The following is a 21560-nucleotide window of genomic DNA, read 5'->3' as shown; positions in this document are numbered from 1 at the left end:
GGTTTGCGTGGCGCGATCCGTCATACGCTGACCCAGGCGCACTGGCCCGGCTCCATGTCCAGCCGTACGGGGGCGCCGCGCGACAGGCCGGCGGCGCCATGTTGCTCCACCAGCAGTTCGCGTCCCTGCCAGGCGATGCGCAGGCGGGTGAGGTTGCCCATGAACGTCATGTCCTGCACGCGGCCAGGCCCGCGATCGTCCGCGGCGATGCGCAGGTTCTCGGGCCGCAGGCAGGCCTCGTAGCGCTCGCTGGCGCCCTCGGGCCGCGTCGCCATCAGCTGGGGCATGGCCTCGCGTACCCAGTCGGTGGGCAGCAGATTGCTCAGGCCCACGAAGTTCGCCACGAAACGGGTGCGCGGGCGCAGGTACAGATCTGACGGCGAGCCTACCTGTTCGATGCGGCCGTCGTTCATGCACACGATCTTGTCGGCCAGCGTCAGCGCTTCCTCCTGATCGTGCGTCACCATTACCGTGGGGATCTTCAGGCGCCGCTGCACGTCGTGGATTTCGGCGCGCATGTCGGTGCGTACGCGCGCGTCCAGCGCGGACAGCGGTTCGTCCAGCAGGATCAGCGCCGGATCCACCGCCAGCGCGCGCGCCAGCGCAACGCGCTGCTGCTGGCCGCCGGACAGCTGGTGCGGATAGCGTTCGGCATGCTCGGGCAGCTTGATCAGCGCCAGCAGTTCCTTCACGCGCGCGCCGATGCGTTCGCGCGATTCGCCGCGGATGCGCAGGCCGTAACCCACGTTCTGCGCCACCGTCATGTTGGGGAACAGAGAATACGACTGGAACACGATGCCGAAGCCGCGCTTGCGCGCCGGCAGCGCGCTCAGGTCGCGCCCGCCCAGCGTGATGGTGCCGCGGTCAAAGGGCAGCAGGCCCGCCACGATGCGCAGCAAGGTGGTCTTGCCGCAGCCGCTGGGGCCGAGCAGGCAGACGAATTCATGTTCGCCCACGGACAGGTCGATGTCTTGCAGCGCTACCGACGCATCGAACGTCTTGCGGATTCCGCGCAATTCCAGATACATGGCGTCTCCAGGACAGGCGGCAGCCGGCTGTGCGCCGGCCGCGGCACCGTCAACGCTTGATGGTTTCCTGCCAGGTCTTGATGGTGGCGTCCCGTTCAGCGGCGGACTTGGGGAAGTCCACGGGGTACAGCACGGCGGTCAGGTCCTTGGGCAGGCCGGCGGCTTCGGCGGCCTTGTTGGGCGTGGCGCCGGGGATGGTCACCAGTTCCTTGTACTTGCTGTACAGGCCGCCCGCCTGCGCCGATAGCGTCCAATCGAGGAAACGTTTGGCGTCGGTGGGATTCTTGGCCGTTTTCATCAGGCCCGAGGCTTCCAGCTCGTAACCCACCCATTTGGACGGAATCACCATCTTGATGGGGAATCCTTCCTCTATGGATTGCATGGCGGGAAAGGCGAAGGACACGCCGATGGCGTACTCGCCGGCGCGCGCCATCTTGCAGGGGCGCGAGCCCGACGGCGTGTACTGCGCCACGTTCTTGTCCAGGTCCTTGAGCAGCGCCCAGCCTTTCTCCTTGCCCATGCCCTGCAGCAGCGCGACGATCTGCAGATAGCCGGTGCCCGAGGCCGCGGGGCTGGGGATAACTATTTCGCCCTTGTAGACGGGCTTGGTCAGGTCTTCCCAGGAGGTCGGCATGGGCAGGTTCTTGGACTTGAGCCTGTCCGTGTTCACACAGAATGCGGCCACGTAGCCAGTGGCTGCGAACCACTTCTGGTCGGCGCCCTTGTACTGCGCGGGCAGGGCGTCCATGCCTTTGGCCGCGTACGGCTCCAGCAGGTTCTGCAGGCGCGGATCCAGCATGTTGCTGACGGCGAACCCCCAGATCACGTCCTGCTGCGGGTTGGAAGCCTCGGCGATCAGGCGCGCGCCCAGATCGCCGGTGGACAGCCGCAGCACGTTGACCTTCACGTCCGGCATGGCGGCGTTGGCGGCTTTCAGGTAGGCCGCGATTTCGTCTTCTTCGAGGGCGGTGTAGACGGTGATGGCGCCGGCGTGAGCCTGCGTCCAACCTAGGGAAATTACTGCAACCACAAGGCTAAGCTTCTTCATACATTGCATGATGGGACTCCGGTTGGAATACACGGCAACGGTGGCGAGCTACGTAGTTGGACAGCCTTCTGCAACAAATCCGGCAAGTTGCAGTTTTATGTATGTTTGCAAATTTGTGGCAACGTGTCTAGACTGGAAAAACCAGTATTCAAGGGTTTTTTTGGCGTAGGCGCATCCTCCCGCGCCACGCCTGGAGCTCATCGATGCAAACTTCACCGCCGTTATCCGCGCAGCAGCTGGCCGCGTACTCCTCGTTCGCCCAAACGCTGGCGGACCGCGTGCGTCCCTTGTCGCGCAAGTGGTTCCGGCATCCGCTGGACGTGGACACCAAGGCGGACGAAAGCCCGGTCACGCAGGCTGACCGCGAAGTCGAGGCTGCCCTGCGCGAGGCCATCGCCCAGCACTATCCCGAGCACGGCATTTTTGGTGAGGAGTTCGGCGCTTCGCATGCCGAAGCCGAATTCGTGTGGTCGCTGGATCCCATCGACGGCACGCGCGCCTTCATTTCCGGCAACCCGCTGTGGGGCACGCTGCTGGCGCTGCTGCATCGGGGCAAGCCCGTGCTCGGGGTGATCGACATACCCATGCTGGATGAGCGCTGGGTCGGTGCGGCAGGCGCGGCCGCGCAGTTGAATGGCGCCGCCTGTCGCGCCAGCGCTTGCGCCGAACTGCGCCAGGCCATTCTGTACGCCACCTCGCCCGACATCTTTGCCGGCGCGGAACTGGCCGCCTTCGAGGCGCTGACGCAGGCCGCGCGCATGCGCCGCTACGGCGGCGATTGCTACAGCTACGGCCTCCTGGCCAGCGGACACGTCGACCTGGTGGTCGAGTCCGGCCTGCAGCCGTATGACTATCTGGCGCTGATGCCCGTGATCGAAGGGGCGGGCGGCGTCATTACCGATTGGTCGGGGCAGCCGCTCAGTCTCGAATCGCAGGGCCGCGTCGTCGCGGCCGCCACGCCGCAGCTGCATCGCCAGGCGATGCGGGTGCTGGGGGCGGCCATGACCTGAACGCCGCGCCGCCCGCCCGCAGTCCAACGCAACGCTTCAGTCACAAGGTGAAAGAGCATGCATGCACTAGGGGTAGCAACGGTGGAAGACGCGGAGCGGCTGGTGCAAGCCAGCCAGCTCTCGCACATCAAGGTAGGCTTGTCCGACGTCGATGGCGTCATGCTGGGCAAATACCTGCGGCGCGACAAGTTCCTGGGCGCGCTGCGCTCGGGGCTGGCGTTTTGCGACGTGGTGTTCGGCTGGGATCTGGACGACCAGCTGTACGACAACACCAAGTACACGGGTTGGCACACGGCCTATCCCGATGCCAAGCTCAGGATCATCCCCCAAAGCGGCCGCAGGCTGCCGCTGGAGCAGGGACCGGGCGGCGAAGACATGCTGCTGTTCCTGGCGGAATTCGAAGGCGACGCGGGCGCCATCTGTCCGCGGCGCCTGTTGCACCGGACGCTGGACCGGGCCGCCGGCATGGGCTATGACGTCTATGCGGCGCTGGAGTACGAGTTCTTCATGTTCCGCGAAACGCCGCATTCCGTGCGCGCCAAGAACTACCGCAACATGGAGAACTGGACGCCGGGAAATTTCGGCTACTCGGTGCTGCGCAGCACGGTCGAGGGCGACTTCTACCGCAAGCTGCTGGACATGTGCGAACGCATGGACATGCCCATCGAAGGCCTGCACACCGAAACGGGGCCCGGCGTGCTGGAAGCGGCACTGGCGGTGGACCTGGCCGCGGCCGCGGGCGACAAGGCCTTTCTCTTCAAGACCTTCACCAAGGCGCTGGCGCAGCAGAACGGGCTGATGGCGACCTTCATGGCGAAATGGTCGCATGATCATCCCGGCCAGAGCGGCCACATCCATCTGTCGCTGCGCGATCACAAGACCAACCGCTCCGCCTTCTACGACGAATCCCGGCCGCATGGCATGAGCGCGACGCAAGCCTCCTTCATGGCCGGCGTACAGCGCTATCTGCCGGAATTCATGGCCCTGTATGCGCAGACCATCAACAGCTATTCGCGCCTGGTGCCCGGGTACTGGGCGCCGCTGGATGCCACCTGGGGCATGGAAAACCGTACCACCGCGCTGCGGCTGATTCCAGGCAGCGACAAATCGCAGCGCGTCGAGGTGCGCATCGGATCAGCCGACGCCAATCCTTACCTGGCCTTGTCCGCCGCCCTGGCTTCGGGCCTGTATGGCATCGAACAGGGCCTGGAACCCGAGCCGATGGTGCAGGGCAATGCCTACACGCAGCAGTTTCCAGCGCATCTGCGCCTGCCCACCACGCTGTGGGAATCCGCGCAGCGGCTGCGCGAATCCGAGGCCGCGCGGCATCTGTTCGGCGATGCCTTCGTCGAACACTACGCCGCCACGCGCGAATGGGAAGAACGGCAGTTCCGCCGCCACGTGACCGATTGGGAACTGGCGCGCTACTTCGAAATCATCTGAATCCAAACCACATCGCTTGCGCAGGGCAGACATGACCCAGGAACTCATTACCATCAGTCCCATCGACGGGCGCGAGGTCGTGCGCCGACCCTATGCCAGCGAGGCGCAGATCGCGCAGGCACTCGCTGACGCCCAAGCCGCGCAGGGCGCGTGGCAGGCGCTGGGCGTGCAGGAGCGGGGGCGCATCGTGTCCGCGGCCGTCGACCGCTTCGTTGCCGCCAAGGAAGAGATCGCGCGCGCCATCACCATCCAGATGGGACGGCCATTGCGCTACACGCCGGGCGAAGTGGCAGGCTTCGAGGCGCGCGCCCGTCACATGATCGCCATCGCGGGCGAGGCGCTGGCGCCCATCCAGGTACCGGAGCAAACCGGTTTCACACGCTTCATCAGCCGCGAGCCGATAGGTGTCGCGTTGACCATCGCGCCGTGGAACTACCCCTTATTGACGGCCGTGAACAGCATCGTGCCCGCTCTGATGGCGGGCAATACGGTCATCCTCAAGCATTCCGACCAGACGCCCTTGTGCGCGGAATTTATCGAACGCGCGTTCCGCGAGGTCGGGGCGCCCAAAGGCGTATTCCAGTATCTGCATGCCAACCACGACATCGTGCACCGGCTGCTCCGCGCGCCGGAGATCGGCTACGTGTCGTTCACCGGGTCCGTGCGCGGAGGGCATGCGGTCGAGGAAAGCGCGGCGGGGCGCTTTATCGGCATGGGCCTGGAGCTAGGCGGCAATGATCCGGCCTATGTGCGGGCCGACGCCAAGATCGAACACGCGGTCGAAACCCTGGTGGACGGCGCGTACTTCAATTCGGGCCAGTCCTGCTGCGGCATCCAGCGCATCTACGTGGCGCGCACCAGGTACGATGAATTCGTCGATCGCGCCGTTGAGTTGACGCGCGGCTATGTCCTGGGGAATCCGCTGCACGCCGACACTACCTTGGGTCCGGTCGTGCGCGTCAAGGCCGCCGCCGAGATCCGGGCCATCATCGACGAAGCGGTTTCGGCGGGCGCCAGGAATATGATTGATAGCTCGCATTTCAAGGAAGCGAGCATAGGCTCGCCTTATGTCGCGCCGGCGTTGCTCACGCAGGTCGATCACCGCATGCGCATCATGAGCGATGAATGCTTCGGGCCGGCCGTCGGAATCATGGCGGTAGACAGCGACGAGGAAGCCATCGGTCTGATGAACGACAGTCCCTATGGCCTGACGGCGGCGGCCTTCACGCAGGACGAGGAAGCGGCCTTGCATATCGGTCGCCAGGTCCGCACGGGAACCTTTTTCATGAACCGCTGCGACTACCTGGATCCCGCGCTGGCCTGGACCGGCGTCAAGAATTCCGGCCGCGGCGTGTCCCTGTCGGTTGTTGGCTACGAACAGCTCACGCAAGCCAAATCCTTCCATCTGCGCAGCGTCTGACACGGCGCCATCAGGAAACCAACCATGACCTTGCCCAGCGTTAATTGGAACTATCCCACGGCCATCAAGGCCGGCCCTGGCCGCATCAAGGAATTGCCGGCGCTGTGCCGCGGGCTGGGCATGGCGCGGCCATTGCTTGTGACGGATCCCGGGCTGGCCGCCTTGCCCATGGTCGCGGGCGCCGTGCAGGGCTGCCGTGACGCCGGCCTGGAGTGCGGCCTGTTCCACGAAATCAAAGGCAACCCCACGGGCCGCAACGTCGACGACGGCGTGCGTGCTTACAAGCAGGGCGGCCACGACGGCGTGATCGCATTCGGCGGAGGTTCTGCGCTGGACGCGGCCAAAGCCATTGCGTTGATGGCGGGCCAGACGCGGCCGCTATGGGATTTCGAGGACATCGGCGACAACTACTTGCGCGTCGACGTGGCCGGCATGGCGCCGGTGGTGGCGGTGCCGACCACTGCGGGCACCGGTTCCGAAGTCGGGCGCGCCTCCGTCATCACCGACGAGGCCGCTGAAGTAAAGCGCATCATCTTCCATGCGCGCATGCTGCCCTCGGTCGTGATCCTGGACCCCGAACTGACGGTAGGCCTGCCGCCAAAGATCACAGCGGCGACGGGCATGGACGCGTTGTCGCACAATCTGGAGGCCTACTGTTCGCCGTTCTTCCATCCCATGGCGGCGGGCATCGCGATCGAAGGCATGCGCCTGGTGAAGGAGTACCTGCCGCAGGCGGTCGCCCATGGCGATGACCTGCAGGCGCGCCTGCAGATGCTGGTGGCGTCCAGCATGGGCGCGACTGCATTCCAGCGCGGGCTGGGCGCCATGCATGCGCTGGCGCACCCGCTGGGCGCGCTGTACGACGCGCATCACGGCATGCTCAACGCCATCCTCATGCCGTATGTGCTGAAAGCCAACGAACACGCGGTGGCGCCGCGGCTGCAGGCCTTGGCGCGCTATCTGGATCTGCCGGATTCCGGCCCTGGCGCGGTGCTGGACTGGGTGTTGCGCCTGCGCGAGACCGTGGGCATTCCGCATACCCTGGCCGAAATCGGCATCGACGAGGCTCAGGCCGAGCGAATAGGGCGCATGGCGGCCGAGGATCCTTCGGCCGGCACCAACCCCGTCAACTACACGCCCGAGCAGTATTCCGATCTTTTCCGTGCAGCAATTCGCGGAAACCTGTAAGCTTCGCCCCCTCTGCGCGGAAACGCTGCGGTGGTTGAAGAAGAATTTTGAATATTTCGTCCGAAGCGTTTGACAGCGGATTTGAAAGTGTTCATAATCTCGAATTCTCCTCTGGAGGAGTGCCCGAGTGGTTAAAGGGGGCAGACTGTAAATCTGTTGGCCTTGCGCCTACGTTGGTTCGAATCCAACCTCCTCCACCAGAGACCCATTCCTAAATCCAGGCGCGGTTTGCCTGGATTTACAATGTGAAGCTCAGAAAGCTGAGCAGCCTTCGCAAAGAAGGTTGTAAGGTTTTCCAGGGCTTCGGATTGAAAAGGTTTGGGAAAGAGAAGGTGAAAGGGTATGCCGCGGGTGTAGCTCAATGGTAGAGCAGAAGCCTTCCAAGCTTACGACGAGGGTTCGATTCCCTTCACCCGCTCCAAGATTTATTTGCCCATGTGGCTCAGTGGTAGAGCACTCCCTTGGTAAGGGAGAGGTCGCGCGTTCGATCCGCGCCATGGGCACCACTAATTCCTCTTTTCTTCAGTCAGAAGCGCAATCCAGGTCAGGAGTCAGCCATGGCAAAAGGCAAGTTTGAACGTACCAAGCCGCACGTGAACGTGGGTACGATTGGTCACGTTGACCACGGCAAAACGACGTTGACGGCGGCCATCACGACCGTTCTGTCGAACAAGTTCGGCGGCGAAGCCAAGGGCTACGACCAGATCGATGCGACTCCTGAAGAAAAGGCTCGCGGCATCACGATCAACACGGCTCACGTCGAGTACGAAACGGAAGCGCGTCACTACGCGCACGTTGACTGCCCGGGCCACGCTGACTATGTGAAGAACATGATCACGGGCGCCGCCCAGATGGACGGCGCGATCCTGGTCGTGTCGGCCGCTGACGGCCCGATGCCGCAAACCCGCGAACACATCCTGCTGTCGCGCCAGGTTGGCGTGCCGTACATCATCGTCTTCCTGAACAAGGCTGACATGGTTGACGACGCCGAGCTGCTCGAGCTGGTGGAAATGGAAGTCCGCGAACTGCTGTCGAAGTACGACTTCCCGGGCGACGACACCCCGATCGTGAAGGGTTCGGCCAAGCTGGCGCTGGAAGGCGACAAGGGCGAACTGGGCGAACAGGCCATCATGGCTCTGGCCGCTGCGCTGGATTCGTACATCCCGACGCCCGAGCGCGCCGTGGACGGCACGTTCCTGATGCCGGTTGAAGACGTGTTCTCGATCTCGGGTCGCGGCACCGTGGTGACCGGCCGTATCGAACGCGGCGTGATCAAGGTCGGCGAAGAACTCGAAATCGTCGGTATCGTTCCGACGGTCAAGACGACCTGCACGGGCGTGGAAATGTTCCGCAAGCTGCTGGACCAAGGTCAAGCCGGCGACAACGTGGGCATCCTGCTGCGCGGCACCAAGCGTGAAGACGTCCAGCGCGGCCAAGTTCTGGCCAAGCCGGGCTCGATCACCCCGCACACCGACTTCACCTCCGAGGTGTACATCCTGTCCAAGGAAGAAGGCGGCCGTCACACCCCGTTCTTCCAAGGCTATCGTCCCCAGTTCTACTTCCGCACGACGGACGTGACGGGCACGATCGAACTGCCGGCCGACAAGGAAATGGTTCTGCCGGGCGACAACGTGGCCATGACGGTCAAGCTGCTGGCCCCCATCGCCATGGAAGAAGGCCTGCGTTTCGCCATCCGTGAAGGCGGTCGTACCGTCGGCGCCGGCGTCGTCGCCAAGATCCTGAAGTAAGCAATACCCGGATGGGTAGAGTGGACTCTAAAGTCCCTCTATCCATCTTTGCTGTAAAAGTAGTATGATGTATGGTTCCGCAAGTTGTTGCATGTAGGCGGAAGCAGCTGTGTAGTGCAAGTGTAGTGTTTTAGGGGCATAGCTCAATTGGCAGAGCGTCGGTCTCCAAAACCGAAGGTTGTAGGTTCGATTCCTACTGCCCCTGCCACCGCCAGGATAAACCCGCGGGAGATCATCGCGAGTTACGCATTCACGGCGGCTCGCGTCGCAATATGTCTAATACCAGCGTAGAAACCGTAACCAGTACCGCCGACCGGGTGAAGCTCGGGCTGGCGGTTCTTGTCGTTATTGCTGGCATCGTCGGGTTCTCCGTGCTCAGCGCGCAACCGATGCCTGCACGTATCGGCGTATTCGTCGGCGGCCTAGTGATCGCAGCCGTGATCGCCTGGTTCAGCGAACCCGGCCGCCGCACCCTGAGCTTCGCCAGCGAGTCCTACAACGAAGTCAAGCGTGTCTCGTGGCCCACGCGCAAGGAAACGACCCAGATGACGGGTATCGTTTTCGCGTTTGTGGCGGTCATGGGCCTTTTCATGTGGGTGCTCGACAAGGGCATCGAATGGATTCTTTACGGCCTGTTGCTGGGCTGGAAATAAGGACGGCGAATGAGTAAGCGTTGGTATGTCGTCCATGTGTACTCCGGCATGGAAAAAAGCGTACACAAGGCCCTGAACGAGCGCATCGAGCGCGCGGGCCTGCAAACGTCTTTTGGCCGCATTCTTGTGCCCTCCGAGGAAGTCGTCGAGGTCAAGGGTGGTCAGAAGTCGATCACCGAGCGCCGCATTTTCCCCGGTTATGTCCTGGTTGAAATGGACCTGACCGACGAAACGTGGCACCTGGTCAAGAACACCAACCGCGTCACCGGGTTTTTGGGTGGCTCGGGCAACCGTCCGACCCCGATTTCCGAAAAGGAAGTCGAGAAGATCCTCTCCCAGATGGAAGAGGGCGTCGAGAAACCCCGCCCCAAGATCCTGTTCGAAGTGGGCGAGATGGTTCGGGTCAAGGAAGGTCCGTTTGCAGACTTCAACGGCAACGTCGAAGAAGTCAATTACGAAAAGAGCAAGGTGCGCGTGTCTGTCACCATTTTTGGTCGCGCCACGCCTGTCGAACTCGATTTCAGTCAGGTCGAAAAGACCTAATTTCAACCCCCGGGGAGCTCCCAGGCCTGAACGCCCAGGAGCGATATAACCCGCAAGGAGCAAAGCATGGCGAAGAAGATCGTCGGCTTTATCAAGCTGCAAGTGCCGGCTGGTAAGGCTAACCCCTCCCCCCCGATTGGCCCGGCCCTGGGTCAGCGTGGCCTGAACATCATGGAATTCTGCAAGGCGTTCAACGCCAAGACCCAAGGCATGGAGCCTGGTCTGCCGATTCCGGTGGTGATCACCGCCTTCGCCGACAAGAGCTTCACCTTCATCATGAAGACCCCGCCCGCGACGGTCCTCATCAAGAAGGCCGCCGGCGTGCAAAAGGGTTCGTCCAAGCCGCATACCGACAAGGTCGGCACGCTGACCCGCGCTCAAGCTGAAGAGATCGCCAAGGCCAAGGGCCCCGATCTGACCGCCGCTGATCTGGACGCCGCCGTGCGTACGATCGCTGGCAGCGCCCGCAGCATGGGCATCACGGTTGAGGGGATCTAATCATGGCAAAACTGTCCAAGCGCGCCGCCGCCATTGCGCAGAAGATCGACCGCACCAAGCTGTACCCGGTCGCTGAAGCCCTGACCCTGGTCAAGGAAACCGCCGTCGCCAAGTTCAATGAATCCATTGACGTGGCCGTGCAGCTCGGCATCGACCCGAAGAAGTCGGACCAACTGGTTCGCGGCTCGGTCGTTCTGCCCGCCGGCACCGGCAAGTCGGTCCGCGTGGCCGTGTTCGCCCAAGGCGACAAGGCTGAAGCCGCCAAGGCCGCTGGCGCCGACATCGTCGGTCTGGACGACCTGGCTGACCAGATCAAGGCCGGTCAAATGGACTTCGACGTGGTCATCGCCTCGCCCGACACGATGCGTGTCGTGGGTGCCCTGGGTCAGATCCTGGGCCCCCGTGGCCTGATGCCGAACCCGAAGGTCGGCACCGTGACCCCGGACGTCGCTACCGCTGTCAAGAACGCCAAGGCCGGTCAGGTTCAGTACCGCACCGACAAGGCTGGCATCATCCACGCAACGATCGGCCGCGCGTCGTTCGGCGTGGAACAGCTGCAAACCAACCTGGCCGCTCTGGTCGACGCCCTGCAAAAGGCTCGTCCCGCAGCTGCCAAGGGCATTTACCTGCGCAAGCTGGCCGTTTCGTCCACGATGGGCGGCGGTGCGCGCGTGGAAATTGCCTCGCTGTCGGCCAACTAAGCCGATAGCTGTAAACGTACTTTGGGCTGCATCCGGATTCCTCCAGATGTTGCTGTCAAAGACCGCTGGAGCAGGGTGGTTCAAGCAGTACCGGACCCCTCCGCTTAATACCGAAGCCCGTAAGGTTCGGATCCAGCGTAGACGGCGTCCCCAGGAAGATTTCTTTACACGAAGAACTCGACCAGGCGCCGCATTCGGTTGACGCGCAAGGCTCAGGCCCCAGGCGTCTTTTGATGGAGTGTTCAAACCGTGAGTCTCAATCGTCAAGAGAAAGCGGTGGTGATCGAGGAAGTCTCGGCGGAAGTCGCCAAGGCCCAATCGATTGTTATCGCTGAGTACCGTGGTCTGGACGTCGCCTCTGTCACCGTACTGCGCAAAACTGCGCGTGAATCGGGCGTGTATCTGCGTGTTCTGAAGAACTCGCTGGCCCGTCGTGCTGTTGCCGGCACGGCTTTCGAGCCGTTGGCTGAGCAACTGACCGGTCCGCTGATCTATGGCATCAGCGCTGATCCGGTCGCGGCGGCCAAGGTCCTCGCAGGTTTCGCGAAAAGCAACGACAAGCTGGTCATCAAGGCGGGCTCGCTGCCCAACAGCCTGTTGAACCAAGAAGGCGTGAAGGCCCTGGCCACCATGCCCTCGCGCGAAGAGTTGCTGTCGAAGCTGCTGGGCACCATGCAAGCCCCCATCGCGCAATTCGTGCGTACGCTCAACGAAGTTCCGACCAAGTTCGCCCGTGGCCTCGCCGCCGTGCGCGACCAGAAGGCAGCGGCTTAATCGCCCTGCTGTCCGGAATTCGCTGAACGACCGAGCGACACCCAAACCCTGGCATTACCAAAATATTTGGAGTTCTGAAAAATGGCACTTAACAAAGCTGAAATCCTTGACGCCATCGCTGGCATGACCGTGCTCGAGCTGTCCGAGCTGATCAAGGAAATGGAAGAGAAGTTCGGCGTGTCGGCTGCTGCCGCCGCTGTCGCTGTCGCTGCTCCCGCTGCTGGTGGCGCTGCCGCCGCCGCTGAAGAGCAAACCGAGTTCACCGTCGTCCTGACCGACGCCGGCGCCAACAAGGTTAGCGTCATCAAGGCCGTGCGCGAGCTGACCGGTCTGGGTCTGAAGGAAGCCAAGGACCTGGTCGACGGCGCTCCGAAGCCCGTCAAGGAAGCTGTGGCCAAGGCTGACGCCGAAGCCGCCAAGAAGAAGCTGGAAGAAGCTGGCGCCAAGGTCGAAGTCAAGTAAGACCTGCGTCAATTTGCCCGGGGACAGCGCAGTTTGCAGTCCCCGGGCTTTTGCGTTTCCAGGAAACCCCTACTGGGGGTATGCCCTTTACAGGGGGGTTTCCTGGAGTCGTATCACCTGGGGCCGTGGTTGACGGCCCATGCAACCTCGAGTCGGAGTGCTCATGCCTTACTCGTACACCGAAAAAAAGCGCATCCGCAAAAGCTTCGCCAAGCGTGAAGACGTTCAAAACGTTCCTTTCCTGTTGGCGACACAGCTTCAATCCTACCTAACTTTCCTGCAGGCGGATACCGCCCCGTCCGATCGCGTAGCCGACGGTTTGCAGGCGGCGTTCTCGTCGATTTTCCCGATCGTTAGTCACAACGGTATGGCGCGCTTGGAGTTCGTGAGCTATGTGCTCGGCGAACCGGTGTTCGATGTCAAGGAATGTCAGCAACGTGGCCTGACCTATGCCTCGCCCCTGCGAGCCAAGGTCCGCCTGGTGCTGCTTGACCGCGAAGTCAGCAAGCCCACCGTGAAGGAAGTGAAGGAACAGGAAGTCTACATGGGCGAAATTCCGCTCATGACGGGCACGGGTTCCTTCGTCATCAATGGCACCGAGCGTGTCATCGTTTCGCAGCTGCACCGCTCGCCTGGCGTGTTCTTCGAGCACGACCGCGGCAAGACCCACAGCTCCGGCAAGCTCTTGTTCTCGGCCCGCGTGATTCCTTACCGCGGCTCGTGGCTGGACTTCGAATTCGATCCGAAGGACGTCCTGTTCTTCCGCGTCGACCGTCGCCGCAAGATGCCCGTCACGATCCTGTGCAAGGCCATCGGCATGACGCCGGAATCGATCCTGGCCAACTTCTTCGACTTCGACAACTTCGAATTGAAGAGCGAAGGCGCGATGATGGAATTCGTTCCTGAGCGTTGGAAGGGCGAAATGGCCCGTTTCGACATCAGCGACCGTAGCGGCAAGGTCATCGTCGAAAAAGACAAGCGCATCAACGCCAAGCATCTGCGCGACCTGGCTGCCGGCGGCATCCAGCGCATCTCCGTGCCGGAAGACTTCCTGTATGGCCGCGTGCTGGCCAAGAACATCGTCGACCCGGACACCGGTGAAGTCATCGCCAACGCCAACGACGAAATCACGGAAAGCGTGCTGGGCGCCCTGCGCGCCGCCAACGTGCACGACATCCAGGCCCTCTACACGAACGACCTGGACCGCGGCCCGTACATCTCGCAAACGCTGCGCACCGATGAAACCGCCGACCAGATGGCCGCGCGCGTTGCCATCTACCGCATGATGCGTCCTGGCGAACCGCCCACCGAAGAAGCGGTGGAAGCGCTGTTCCAGCGTCTGTTCTACAGCGAAGAAACCTACGATCTGTCGCGCGTCGGCCGCATGAAGGTCAACAGCCGTCTGGGCCGTGGTGAAGACATCACCGGTCCGATGACGCTGACCAACGAAGACATCCTTGAAACCATCAAGGTGCTGGTCGAGTTGCGTAACGGCCGTGGCCAGATCGACGACATCGATCACCTGGGCAACCGTCGCGTGCGTTGCGTCGGCGAACTGGCCGAGAACCAGTTCCGCGCCGGCCTGGTGCGCGTCGAGCGCGCCGTCAAGGAACGTCTGGGCCAGGCCGAGACGGAAAACCTGATGCCGCACGACCTGATCAACTCCAAGCCGATCTCGGCTGCCATCAAGGAGTTCTTCGGTTCGAGCCAGCTGTCGCAGTTCATGGACCAGACCAACCCCCTGTCGGAAATCACGCACAAGCGCCGCGTTTCCGCACTGGGCCCGGGCGGTCTGACCCGCGAGCGCGCCGGCTTCGAAGTCCGCGACGTGCACCCGACCCACTACGGCCGCGTCTGCCCGATCGAAACGCCGGAAGGCCCGAACATCGGCCTGATCAACTCCATGGCGCTGTACGCTCGCCTGAACGAGTACGGCTTCCTGGAAACGCCTTACCGCAAGATCATCGACGGCAAGGTCAGCGAGCAGATCGACTACCTGTCGGCCATCGAAGAAAGCCACTACGTCATCGCGCAGGCCAACGCCGCGCTGGACGAGGAAGGCCGCTTCGTGGACGACCTGGTGGCTTGCCGCGAAGCCGGCGAAACCATGCTGACCGCCCCGGCCAACGTGCACTACATGGACGTTGCCCCGTCGCAGATCGTGTCGGTCGCCGCCTCGCTGATTCCGTTCCTGGAGCACGACGACGCGAACCGCGCGCTGATGGGCGCCAACATGCAACGTCAGGCCGTGCCTTGCCTGCGTCCGGAAAAGCCGGTCGTGGGTACGGGCATCGAGCGCACCGTGGCCGTTGACTCGGGTACGACCGTGCAAGCCCTGCGTGGCGGCCTGGTCGACCACGTCGATGCCGAGCGTGTCGTGATCCGCGTGAACGATGAAGAAAACGTCGCTGGCGAAGTCGGCGTCGACATCTACAACCTGATCAAGTACACCCGTTCCAACCAGAACACGAACATCAACCAGCGTCCCATCGTCAAGCGTGGCGACAAGGTCGCCAAGGGCGACGTGCTGGCTGACGGCGCATCGACCGACCTGGGCGAACTCGCCCTGGGTCAGAACATGCTGATCGCGTTCATGCCCTGGAACGGCTACAACTTCGAAGACTCGATCCTGATCTCCGAAAAGGTTGTTGCCGATGACCGCTACACCTCGGTCCACATCGAGGAACTGACGGTCGTCGCCCGCGACACCAAGCTGGGTCCGGAAGAAATCACGCGCGACATCAGCAACCTGGCCGAGACGCAACTGAACCGTCTGGACGATTCGGGCATCACGTACATCGGCGCCGAAGTCAGCGCCGACGACGTGCTGGTCGGCAAGGTCACGCCCAAGGGCGAAACCCAGCTGACGCCGGAAGAAAAGCTGCTGCGCGCCATCTTCGGTGAAAAGGCGTCCGACGTTAAGGACACCTCGCTGCGCGTGCCCTCGGGCATGACCGGCACCGTGATCGACGTGCAAGTGTTCACGCGCGAAGGCATCGTGCGCGACAAGCGCGCCCAGTCCATCATCGACGATGAACTGCGCCGCTATCGCCAGGACCTGAACGACCAGCTGCGCATCGTTGAAAACGACCAGTTCGACCGTATCGAAAAGATGCTGGTCAACAAGACCGTCAACGGCGGCCCGCGCAAGCTGGCCAAGGGCGCCACGATCACCAAGGCATACCTGGCTGATCTGGACCGCTGGCAGTGGTTCGACATCCGCCTGGCCGACGAGCCGCACGCCGTCGTGCTGGAGCAGGCCAAGGAATCGCTGGAGCAGAAGCGCCACCAGTTCGACCTGGCCTTCGAAGAAAAGCGCAAGAAGCTGACGCAAGGCGACGAGCTGCCCCCGGGCGTGCTGAAGATGATCAAGGTCTACCTGGCCGTGAAGCGTCGTCTGCAGCCTGGCGACAAGATGGCAGGCCGTCACGGCAACAAGGGCGTGGTCTCGCGCATCACCCCGGTGGAAGACATGCCGCACATGGCTGACGGCACGCCGGCCGACATCGTTCTGAACCCGCTGGGCGTGCCCTCGCGGATGAACGTGGGTCAGGTGCTGGAAGTGCACTTGGGCTGGGCTGCCAAGGGCGTGGGCCACCGCATCGCCGACATGCTGCGCGACGAGCGTACTGCGCAGGTCAAGAACGTCCGCGCCTACCTGGACAAGGTCTACAACACGACCGGCACCGGTGCGCGCATCGACGAGCTGACCGACGAAGAAGTCATGGAAATGGCCCAGAACCTCAAGAACGGCGTGCCGTTCGCGACGCCCGTCTTCGACGGCGCGACCGAAGAGGAAATCACCACGATGCTGGAACTGGCCTATCCGGACGAAGTCGCCAAGCGCATGGCGCTGACGCCCTCGCGCACGCAGGCGTGGCTGTACGACGGCCGCACCGGCGAGCAGTTCGAGCGTCCGGTCACGGTCGGCTACATGCACTACCTGAAGCTGCACCACTTGGTCGACGACAAGATGCACGCGCGTTCGACCGGCCCGTACTCGCTGGTTACCCAGCAGCCTCTGGGCGGCAAGGCGCAGTTCGGCGGTCAGCGTTTCGGGGAAATGGAAGTGTGGGCGCTGGAAGCATACGGCGCCGCCTACACCCTGCAGGAAATGCTGACGGTGAAGTCCGACGACATCACCGGCCGTACCAAGGTATACGAAAACATCGTCAAGGGCGATCACGTCATCGACGCCGGCATGCCGGAATCGTTCAACGTGCTGGTCAAGGAAATCCGCTCGTTGGCCCTGGACATGGATTTGGAGCGTAACTAATGAAAGCGCTACTCGACCTCTTTAAGCAAGTCTCGCAAGACGAGCAGTTCGATGCCATCAAGATCGGCATCGCCTCGCCCGAGAAGATCCGTTCGTGGTCCTACGGCGAAGTTCGCAAGCCCGAGACCATCAACTACCGTACGTTCAAGCCCGAGCGCGACGGCCTGTTCTGCTCCAAGATCTTTGGCCCGATCAAAGACTACGAGTGCTTGTGCGGCAAGTACAAGCGCCTGAAGCATCGCGGCGTGATCTGCGAAAAGTGCGGCGTGGAAGTCACCGTCGCCAAGGTTCGCCGTGAACGCATGGGCCACATCGAGCTGGCCAGCCCCGTCGCGCACATCTGGTTCCTGAAGAGCCTGCCGTCGCGTCTGGGCATGGTGCTCGACATGACCCTGCGCGACATCGAACGCGTTCTGTACTTCGAAGCCTGGTGCGTGATCGAACCCGGCATGACGCCGCTCAAGCGCGGCCAGATCATGTCGGATGACGATTTCCTCGCCAAGACCGAAGAGTACGGCGACGACTTCCGTGCCCTGATGGGCGCGGAAGCCGTGCGCGAACTGCTGCGCACCATCGACATCGACCGCGAAGTGGAAACGCTGCGCGGCGAACTGAAGGCCACCAGCTCGGAAGCCAAGATCAAGAAGATCTCCAAGCGCCTGAAGGTGCTGGAAGGCTTCCAGAAGTCCGGCATCAAGGCCGAGTGGATGGTCATGGAAGTGCTGCCCGTGCTGCCGCCGGACCTGCGTCCGCTGGTGCCGCTGGACGGCGGCCGCTTCGCGACCTCCGACCTGAACGACCTGTACCGCCGCGTCATCAACCGCAACAACCGCTTGAAGCGCCTGCTGGAGCTGAAGGCTCCGGAAATCATCCTGCGCAACGAAAAGCGGATGCTGCAGGAAGCCGTCGACTCGCTGCTGGACAACGGTCGCCGCGGCAAGGCCATGACCGGCGCCAACAAGCGCCAGCTCAAGTCCCTGGCCGACATGATCAAGGGCAAGAGCGGTCGTTTCCGTCAGAACCTGCTGGGCAAGCGCGTCGACTACTCGGGCCGTTCGGTCATCGTGGTGGGTCCGCAGCTCAAGCTGCATCAGTGCGGCCTGCCCAAGCTGATGGCCCTGGAACTGTTCAAGCCGTTCATCTTCAATCGTCTGGAGATGATGGGCCTGGCCACGACCATCAAGGCTGCCAAGAAGCTGGTGGAAAGCCAGGAACCGGTGGTCTGGGACATCCTGGAAGAAGTCATCCGCGAACACCCGGTCATGCTGAACCGTGCGCCCACGCTGCACCGTTTGGGCATCCAGGCGTTCGAGCCGGTCCTGATCGAAGGCAAGGCGATCCAGCTGCACCCGCTGGTTTGCGCGGCGTTCAACGCCGACTTCGACGGTGACCAGATGGCCGTTCACGTGCCGCTGTCGCTGGAAGCCCAGCTGGAAGCGCGCACGCTGATGCTGGCCTCCAACAACGTGCTGTTCCCGGCCAACGGCGAACCGTCGATCGTGCCGTCCCAGGACATCGTGCTGGGTCTGTACTACACGACGCGCGAGCGCATCAACGGCCGCGGCGAAGGCATCTTCTTCACCGACGTCGCTGAAGTGCAGCGCGCCTACGACAACGGCGAAGTCGAACTGCAGTCGCGCATCACCGTGCGTCTGAAGGAACACGAGCGCGACGAGAACGGCGAATGGCAGCCGGTGATCCGCCGTCACGAGACGACGGTCGGCCGCGCGCTGCTGTCCGAAATCCTGCCCAAGGGCCTGCCCTTCACGGTGCTGAACAAGGCGCTGAAGAAGAAGGAAATCTCGCGCCTGATCAACCAGTCGTTCCGCCGCTGCGGCCTGCGCGACACCGTGATCTTCGCTGACAAGCTGATGCAGTCGGGCTTCCGCCTGGCCACGCGCGGCGGTATCTCCATCGCCATGGGCGACATGCTGATCCCGACCGCCAAGGAAGGCATCCTGGCCGAAGCCAGCCGCGAAGTGAAGGAAATCGACAAGCAGTACTCGTCGGGTCTGGTCACGTCCCAGGAACGCTACAACAACGTGGTGGACATCTGGGGCAAGGCCGGCGACAAGGTCGGCAAGGCGATGATGGAACAACTGGCCACCGAGCCCGTGATCAACCGTCACGGCGAGGAAGTGCGCCAGGAATCGTTCAACTCCATCTACATGATGGCTGACTCGGGCGCCCGCGGTTCGGCCGCCCAGATCCGCCAGCTGGCCGGTATGCGCGGCCTGATGGCCAAGCCGGACGGCTCGATTATCGAAACGCCGATTACCGCGAACTTCCGTGAAGGCCTGAACGTACTCCAGTACTTCATTTCGACTCACGGCGCGCGTAAGGGTCTGGCCGATACGGCACTGAAGACCGCCAACTCGGGCTACCTGACCCGTCGTCTGGTCGACGTGACGCAAGACTTGGTGATCACCGAGGACGATTGCGGCACCTCGCAGGGCTACAACATGAAGGCCCTGGTCGAAGGCGGTGAAGTCATCGAACCGTTGCGCGATCGCATCCTGGGTCGTGTGGCTGCTGTCGATATCGTCAACCCGGACACGCAGGAAACGGCCATCGTCGCCGGCACCCTGCTGGACGAAGACATGGTCGACACCATCGACCGCATCGGCGTGGACGAAGTCAAGGTCCGCACGCCGCTGACCTGCGAAACGCGCCATGGCCTGTGCGCGCACTGCTACGGCCGTGACCTCGGCCGCGGCTCGCCGGTCAACCAGGGCGAAGCGGTTGGCGTCATCGCCGCCCAGTCCATCGGTGAACCGGGCACGCAGCTGACGATGCGTACGTTCCACATCGGTGGCGCGGCATCGCGTTCGGCCCTGGCCAGCGCGGTGGAAACCAAGTCCAGCGGTACCGTCGGTTTTGCCAGCACGATGCGCTACGTCACGAACGCCAAGGGCGAACGCGTGGCGATCTCGCGCTCCGGCGAACTGGCGATCTTCGACGACAACGGCCGCGAACGCGAACGCCACAAGATCCCGTACGGCGCGACCGTGCTGGTGGGCGATGGCGAAGCCGTGAAGGCTGGCGCGCGCCTGGCGACCTGGGATCCGCTGACCCGTCCGATCGTGTCGGAATACGGCGGCGCCGTCCGCTTCGAGAACATCGAAGAAGGCGTGACCGTTGCCAAGCAGGTGGACGAAGTCACCGGCCTGTCGACGCTCGTCGTCATCACGCCGAAGACCCGTGGCGGCAAGATCGTCATGCGTCCGCAGATCAAGCTGGTCAACGAGAACGGCGAAGACGTCAAGATCGCCGGCACCGATCACTCGGTGAACATCTCGTTCCCGGTGGGCGCGCTGATTACCGTGCGTGATGGCCAGCAGGTTGCCGTGGGTGAAGTTCTGGCGCGTATTCCGCAAGAATCGCAAAAGACCCGCGACATTACCGGCGGTCTGCCGCGCGTGGCCGAGCTGTTCGAAGCCCGTTCGCCGAAGGATGCCGGCATGCTCGCCGACGTCACCGGCACGGTCTCGTTCGGCAAGGACACCAAGGGCAAGCAGCGTCTGGTCATCACCGACCTGGAAGGCGTGAGCCACGAGTTCCTGATTCCGAAGGAAAAGCAGGTTCTGGTGCACGACGGCCAAGTGGTGAACAAGGGCGAAATGATCGTGGACGGCCCGGCCGATCCCCACGACATCCTGCGCCTGCAGGGCATCGAGAAGCTGGCGACCTACATCGTCGACGAAGTGCAGGACGTGTACCGTCTGCAGGGCGTGAAGATCAACGACAAGCACATTGAAGTGATCGTCCGCCAGATGCTGCGTCGCGTGAACATCGTCGACGCCGGCGATACCGAGTTCATCCCGGGCGAGCAGGTCGAGCGCTCCGAGCTGTTGAACGAGAACGACCGCGTCACGGCTGAAGACCGCCGTCCGGCCAGCTACGACAACGTGCTGCTGGGTATCACCAAGGCCTCGCTGTCGACCGACTCGTTCATCTCGGCCGCTTCGTTCCAGGAAACCACCCGGGTCCTGACCGAAGCCGCCATCATGGGCAAGCGCGACGACCTGCGCGGCTTGAAGGAAAACGTCATCGTCGGCCGCCTGATCCCGGCGGGTACCGGCCTGGCTTACCACCATGCCCGCAAGGACAAGGAAGCGCTGGAGGCTGCGGAACGCGAAGCAGCCCGCCAGCTGGCCAACCCGTTCGAAGACTCGCCGGTCACGGTGGGCTCGGATGCGGAAACGCCGGCTTCCGACCTGGGCGCCGAGGATTCCGCCGAATAAGCGGAAGCACCCGGCAGGGATGCCGCGCGCAGTCCGGCGCGGCATGCCCGGAATCAAAAAGGCCGCTGATGCGAATCAGCGGCCTTTTTTTGTCTGGCGCAGGGGAGCTTACTTTGCGACCTGCGCCTGCGCGTGCCGGAACACGGGCCCCCAGACGGGATGGCCGGCTTCGTTGGGCGCCAGTTCGAAAGCGGGGTCCAGCGCCAGAATGCGGGCGAAGCTGTCTTCGCACAGCCGCGGATACTTGCTCACGCAGTAGCTGAACGCCTGCAGCTTGTAGGCCTCGATGCGTACGGCCTTGGTGGAGGTGGCCAGGGCGTCGGAGGTGGCGACGCCGCGGATGACTTCTCCGTAGCGGCCGGCGCTGTATTTGTCGCGTACCTGCTGCAGCTGGTCCAGGGCTTCCGCGGTGGGAGGCGCTTCCGGCTTTTGGGATGAGACGCCGGCGCAGCCCGCCAGCAGGGCCGATAAGCCGAGCAGACTACTCAGAACGCGAATTTTCATGGCTTCCAAAGGTGTAGAGG

At 63.0% G+C, this 21560-nt stretch carries 16 protein-coding genes and 4 tRNA genes; 17 read left to right on the top strand and 3 right to left on the bottom strand.

Features of this window, described 5'->3' with window-relative positions; genetic code table 11:
- Positions 1 to 20: 20 nt before the first annotated feature.
- A complete protein-coding gene (locus tag DXK93_RS07795) occupies positions 21 to 1028 on the bottom strand; it encodes an ABC transporter ATP-binding protein (RefSeq protein ID WP_119449758.1) in 1008 nt (335 codons plus the stop codon).
- Positions 1029 to 1077: 49 nt separating this feature from the next.
- Complete coding sequence (locus tag DXK93_RS07790; RefSeq protein ID WP_119449757.1) at positions 1078 to 2085, bottom strand: ABC transporter substrate-binding protein; 1008 nt, start codon at positions 2083 to 2085, stop codon at positions 1078 to 1080.
- Between the two features lie 194 nt (positions 2086 to 2279).
- On the opposite strand from DXK93_RS07790, the gene hisN reads away from it, so the two are divergent.
- The 17 genes from hisN to rpoC all read left to right on the top strand — a co-directional run bounded on the left by hisN (position 2280) and on the right by rpoC (position 21036).
- Positions 2280 to 3086 (top strand): histidinol-phosphatase, encoded by an 807-nt coding sequence (hisN, locus tag DXK93_RS07785; protein WP_119449756.1) that lies wholly within the window; start codon positions 2280 to 2282, stop codon positions 3084 to 3086.
- 57 nt (positions 3087 to 3143) lie between these two features.
- Complete coding sequence (locus DXK93_RS07780) at positions 3144 to 4529, top strand: glutamine synthetase family protein (protein ID WP_054455860.1); 1386 nt, start codon at positions 3144 to 3146, stop codon at positions 4527 to 4529.
- Positions 4530 to 4560: 31 nt separating this feature from the next.
- On the top strand, positions 4561 to 5949 hold the full coding sequence (locus DXK93_RS07775; protein WP_119449755.1) for an aldehyde dehydrogenase family protein: 1389 nt from the start codon (positions 4561 to 4563) through the stop codon (positions 5947 to 5949).
- A gap of 24 nt (positions 5950 to 5973) precedes the next feature.
- Complete coding sequence (locus DXK93_RS07770) at positions 5974 to 7137, top strand: iron-containing alcohol dehydrogenase (RefSeq protein WP_119449754.1); 1164 nt, start codon at positions 5974 to 5976, stop codon at positions 7135 to 7137.
- A gap of 113 nt (positions 7138 to 7250) precedes the next feature.
- Positions 7251 to 7337 (top strand) — tRNA-Tyr (locus tag DXK93_RS07765).
- A 147-nt stretch (positions 7338 to 7484) separates the two neighbouring features.
- A tRNA-Gly gene (locus DXK93_RS07760) sits at positions 7485 to 7558 on the top strand.
- Positions 7559 to 7568: 10 nt separating this feature from the next.
- Positions 7569 to 7643, top strand: a tRNA-Thr gene (locus tag DXK93_RS07755).
- Between the two features lie 51 nt (positions 7644 to 7694).
- A complete protein-coding gene (gene tuf, locus DXK93_RS07750) occupies positions 7695 to 8885 on the top strand; it encodes an elongation factor Tu (RefSeq protein ID WP_119449751.1) in 1191 nt (396 codons plus the stop codon).
- A gap of 132 nt (positions 8886 to 9017) precedes the next feature.
- Positions 9018 to 9093: transfer RNA gene (locus tag DXK93_RS07745), tRNA-Trp, on the top strand.
- A 64-nt stretch (positions 9094 to 9157) separates the two neighbouring features.
- The gene (gene secE / locus DXK93_RS07740; protein WP_054459362.1) at positions 9158 to 9538 is read left to right on the top strand and encodes a preprotein translocase subunit SecE; all 381 of its coding nucleotides are present in this window, start codon (positions 9158 to 9160) and stop codon (positions 9536 to 9538) included.
- A gap of 9 nt (positions 9539 to 9547) precedes the next feature.
- Positions 9548 to 10081: a transcription termination/antitermination protein NusG gene (gene nusG / locus DXK93_RS07735; protein WP_006389586.1), complete on the top strand. Its 534-nt coding sequence runs from the start codon at positions 9548 to 9550 to the stop codon at positions 10079 to 10081.
- A gap of 66 nt (positions 10082 to 10147) precedes the next feature.
- Positions 10148 to 10579 carry a 50S ribosomal protein L11 gene (gene rplK, locus DXK93_RS07730; protein ID WP_006389587.1) on the top strand — a complete coding sequence of 144 codons (432 nt, stop codon included), beginning with the start codon at positions 10148 to 10150 and terminating at the stop codon, positions 10577 to 10579.
- 2 nt (positions 10580 to 10581) lie between these two features.
- Positions 10582 to 11280 (top strand): 50S ribosomal protein L1, encoded by a 699-nt coding sequence (gene rplA / locus DXK93_RS07725; protein ID WP_054459364.1) that lies wholly within the window; start codon positions 10582 to 10584, stop codon positions 11278 to 11280.
- 249 nt (positions 11281 to 11529) lie between these two features.
- On the top strand, positions 11530 to 12054 hold the full coding sequence (gene rplJ / locus DXK93_RS07720; protein ID WP_054459366.1) for a 50S ribosomal protein L10: 525 nt from the start codon (positions 11530 to 11532) through the stop codon (positions 12052 to 12054).
- An 81-nt stretch (positions 12055 to 12135) separates the two neighbouring features.
- Positions 12136 to 12516: a 50S ribosomal protein L7/L12 gene (rplL, locus tag DXK93_RS07715; RefSeq protein ID WP_042795892.1), complete on the top strand. Its 381-nt coding sequence runs from the start codon at positions 12136 to 12138 to the stop codon at positions 12514 to 12516.
- A 163-nt stretch (positions 12517 to 12679) separates the two neighbouring features.
- Positions 12680 to 16792, top strand: coding sequence for a DNA-directed RNA polymerase subunit beta (gene rpoB / locus DXK93_RS07710; protein ID WP_054459368.1), 4113 nt, complete (start codon positions 12680 to 12682; stop codon positions 16790 to 16792).
- Positions 16792 to 21036, top strand: coding sequence for a DNA-directed RNA polymerase subunit beta' (rpoC, locus tag DXK93_RS07705; RefSeq protein ID WP_054459370.1), 4245 nt, complete (start codon positions 16792 to 16794; stop codon positions 21034 to 21036). The genes rpoB and rpoC overlap by 1 nt, the downstream gene beginning before the upstream one ends.
- A gap of 108 nt (positions 21037 to 21144) precedes the next feature.
- Here the strand turns inward: rpoC and DXK93_RS07700 are convergent, their stop codons facing one another.
- On the bottom strand, positions 21145 to 21540 hold the full coding sequence (locus DXK93_RS07700; protein ID WP_054459372.1) for a TssQ family T6SS-associated lipoprotein: 396 nt from the start codon (positions 21538 to 21540) through the stop codon (positions 21145 to 21147).
- Between the last annotated feature and the right edge of the window lie 20 nt (positions 21541 to 21560).

Source organism: Achromobacter sp. K91, assembly GCF_003576205.1.
Lineage (GTDB): Bacteria > Pseudomonadota > Gammaproteobacteria > Burkholderiales > Burkholderiaceae_B > Achromobacter > Achromobacter aegrifaciens.
This window is presented reverse-complemented; position numbering and strand designations above follow the sequence as displayed.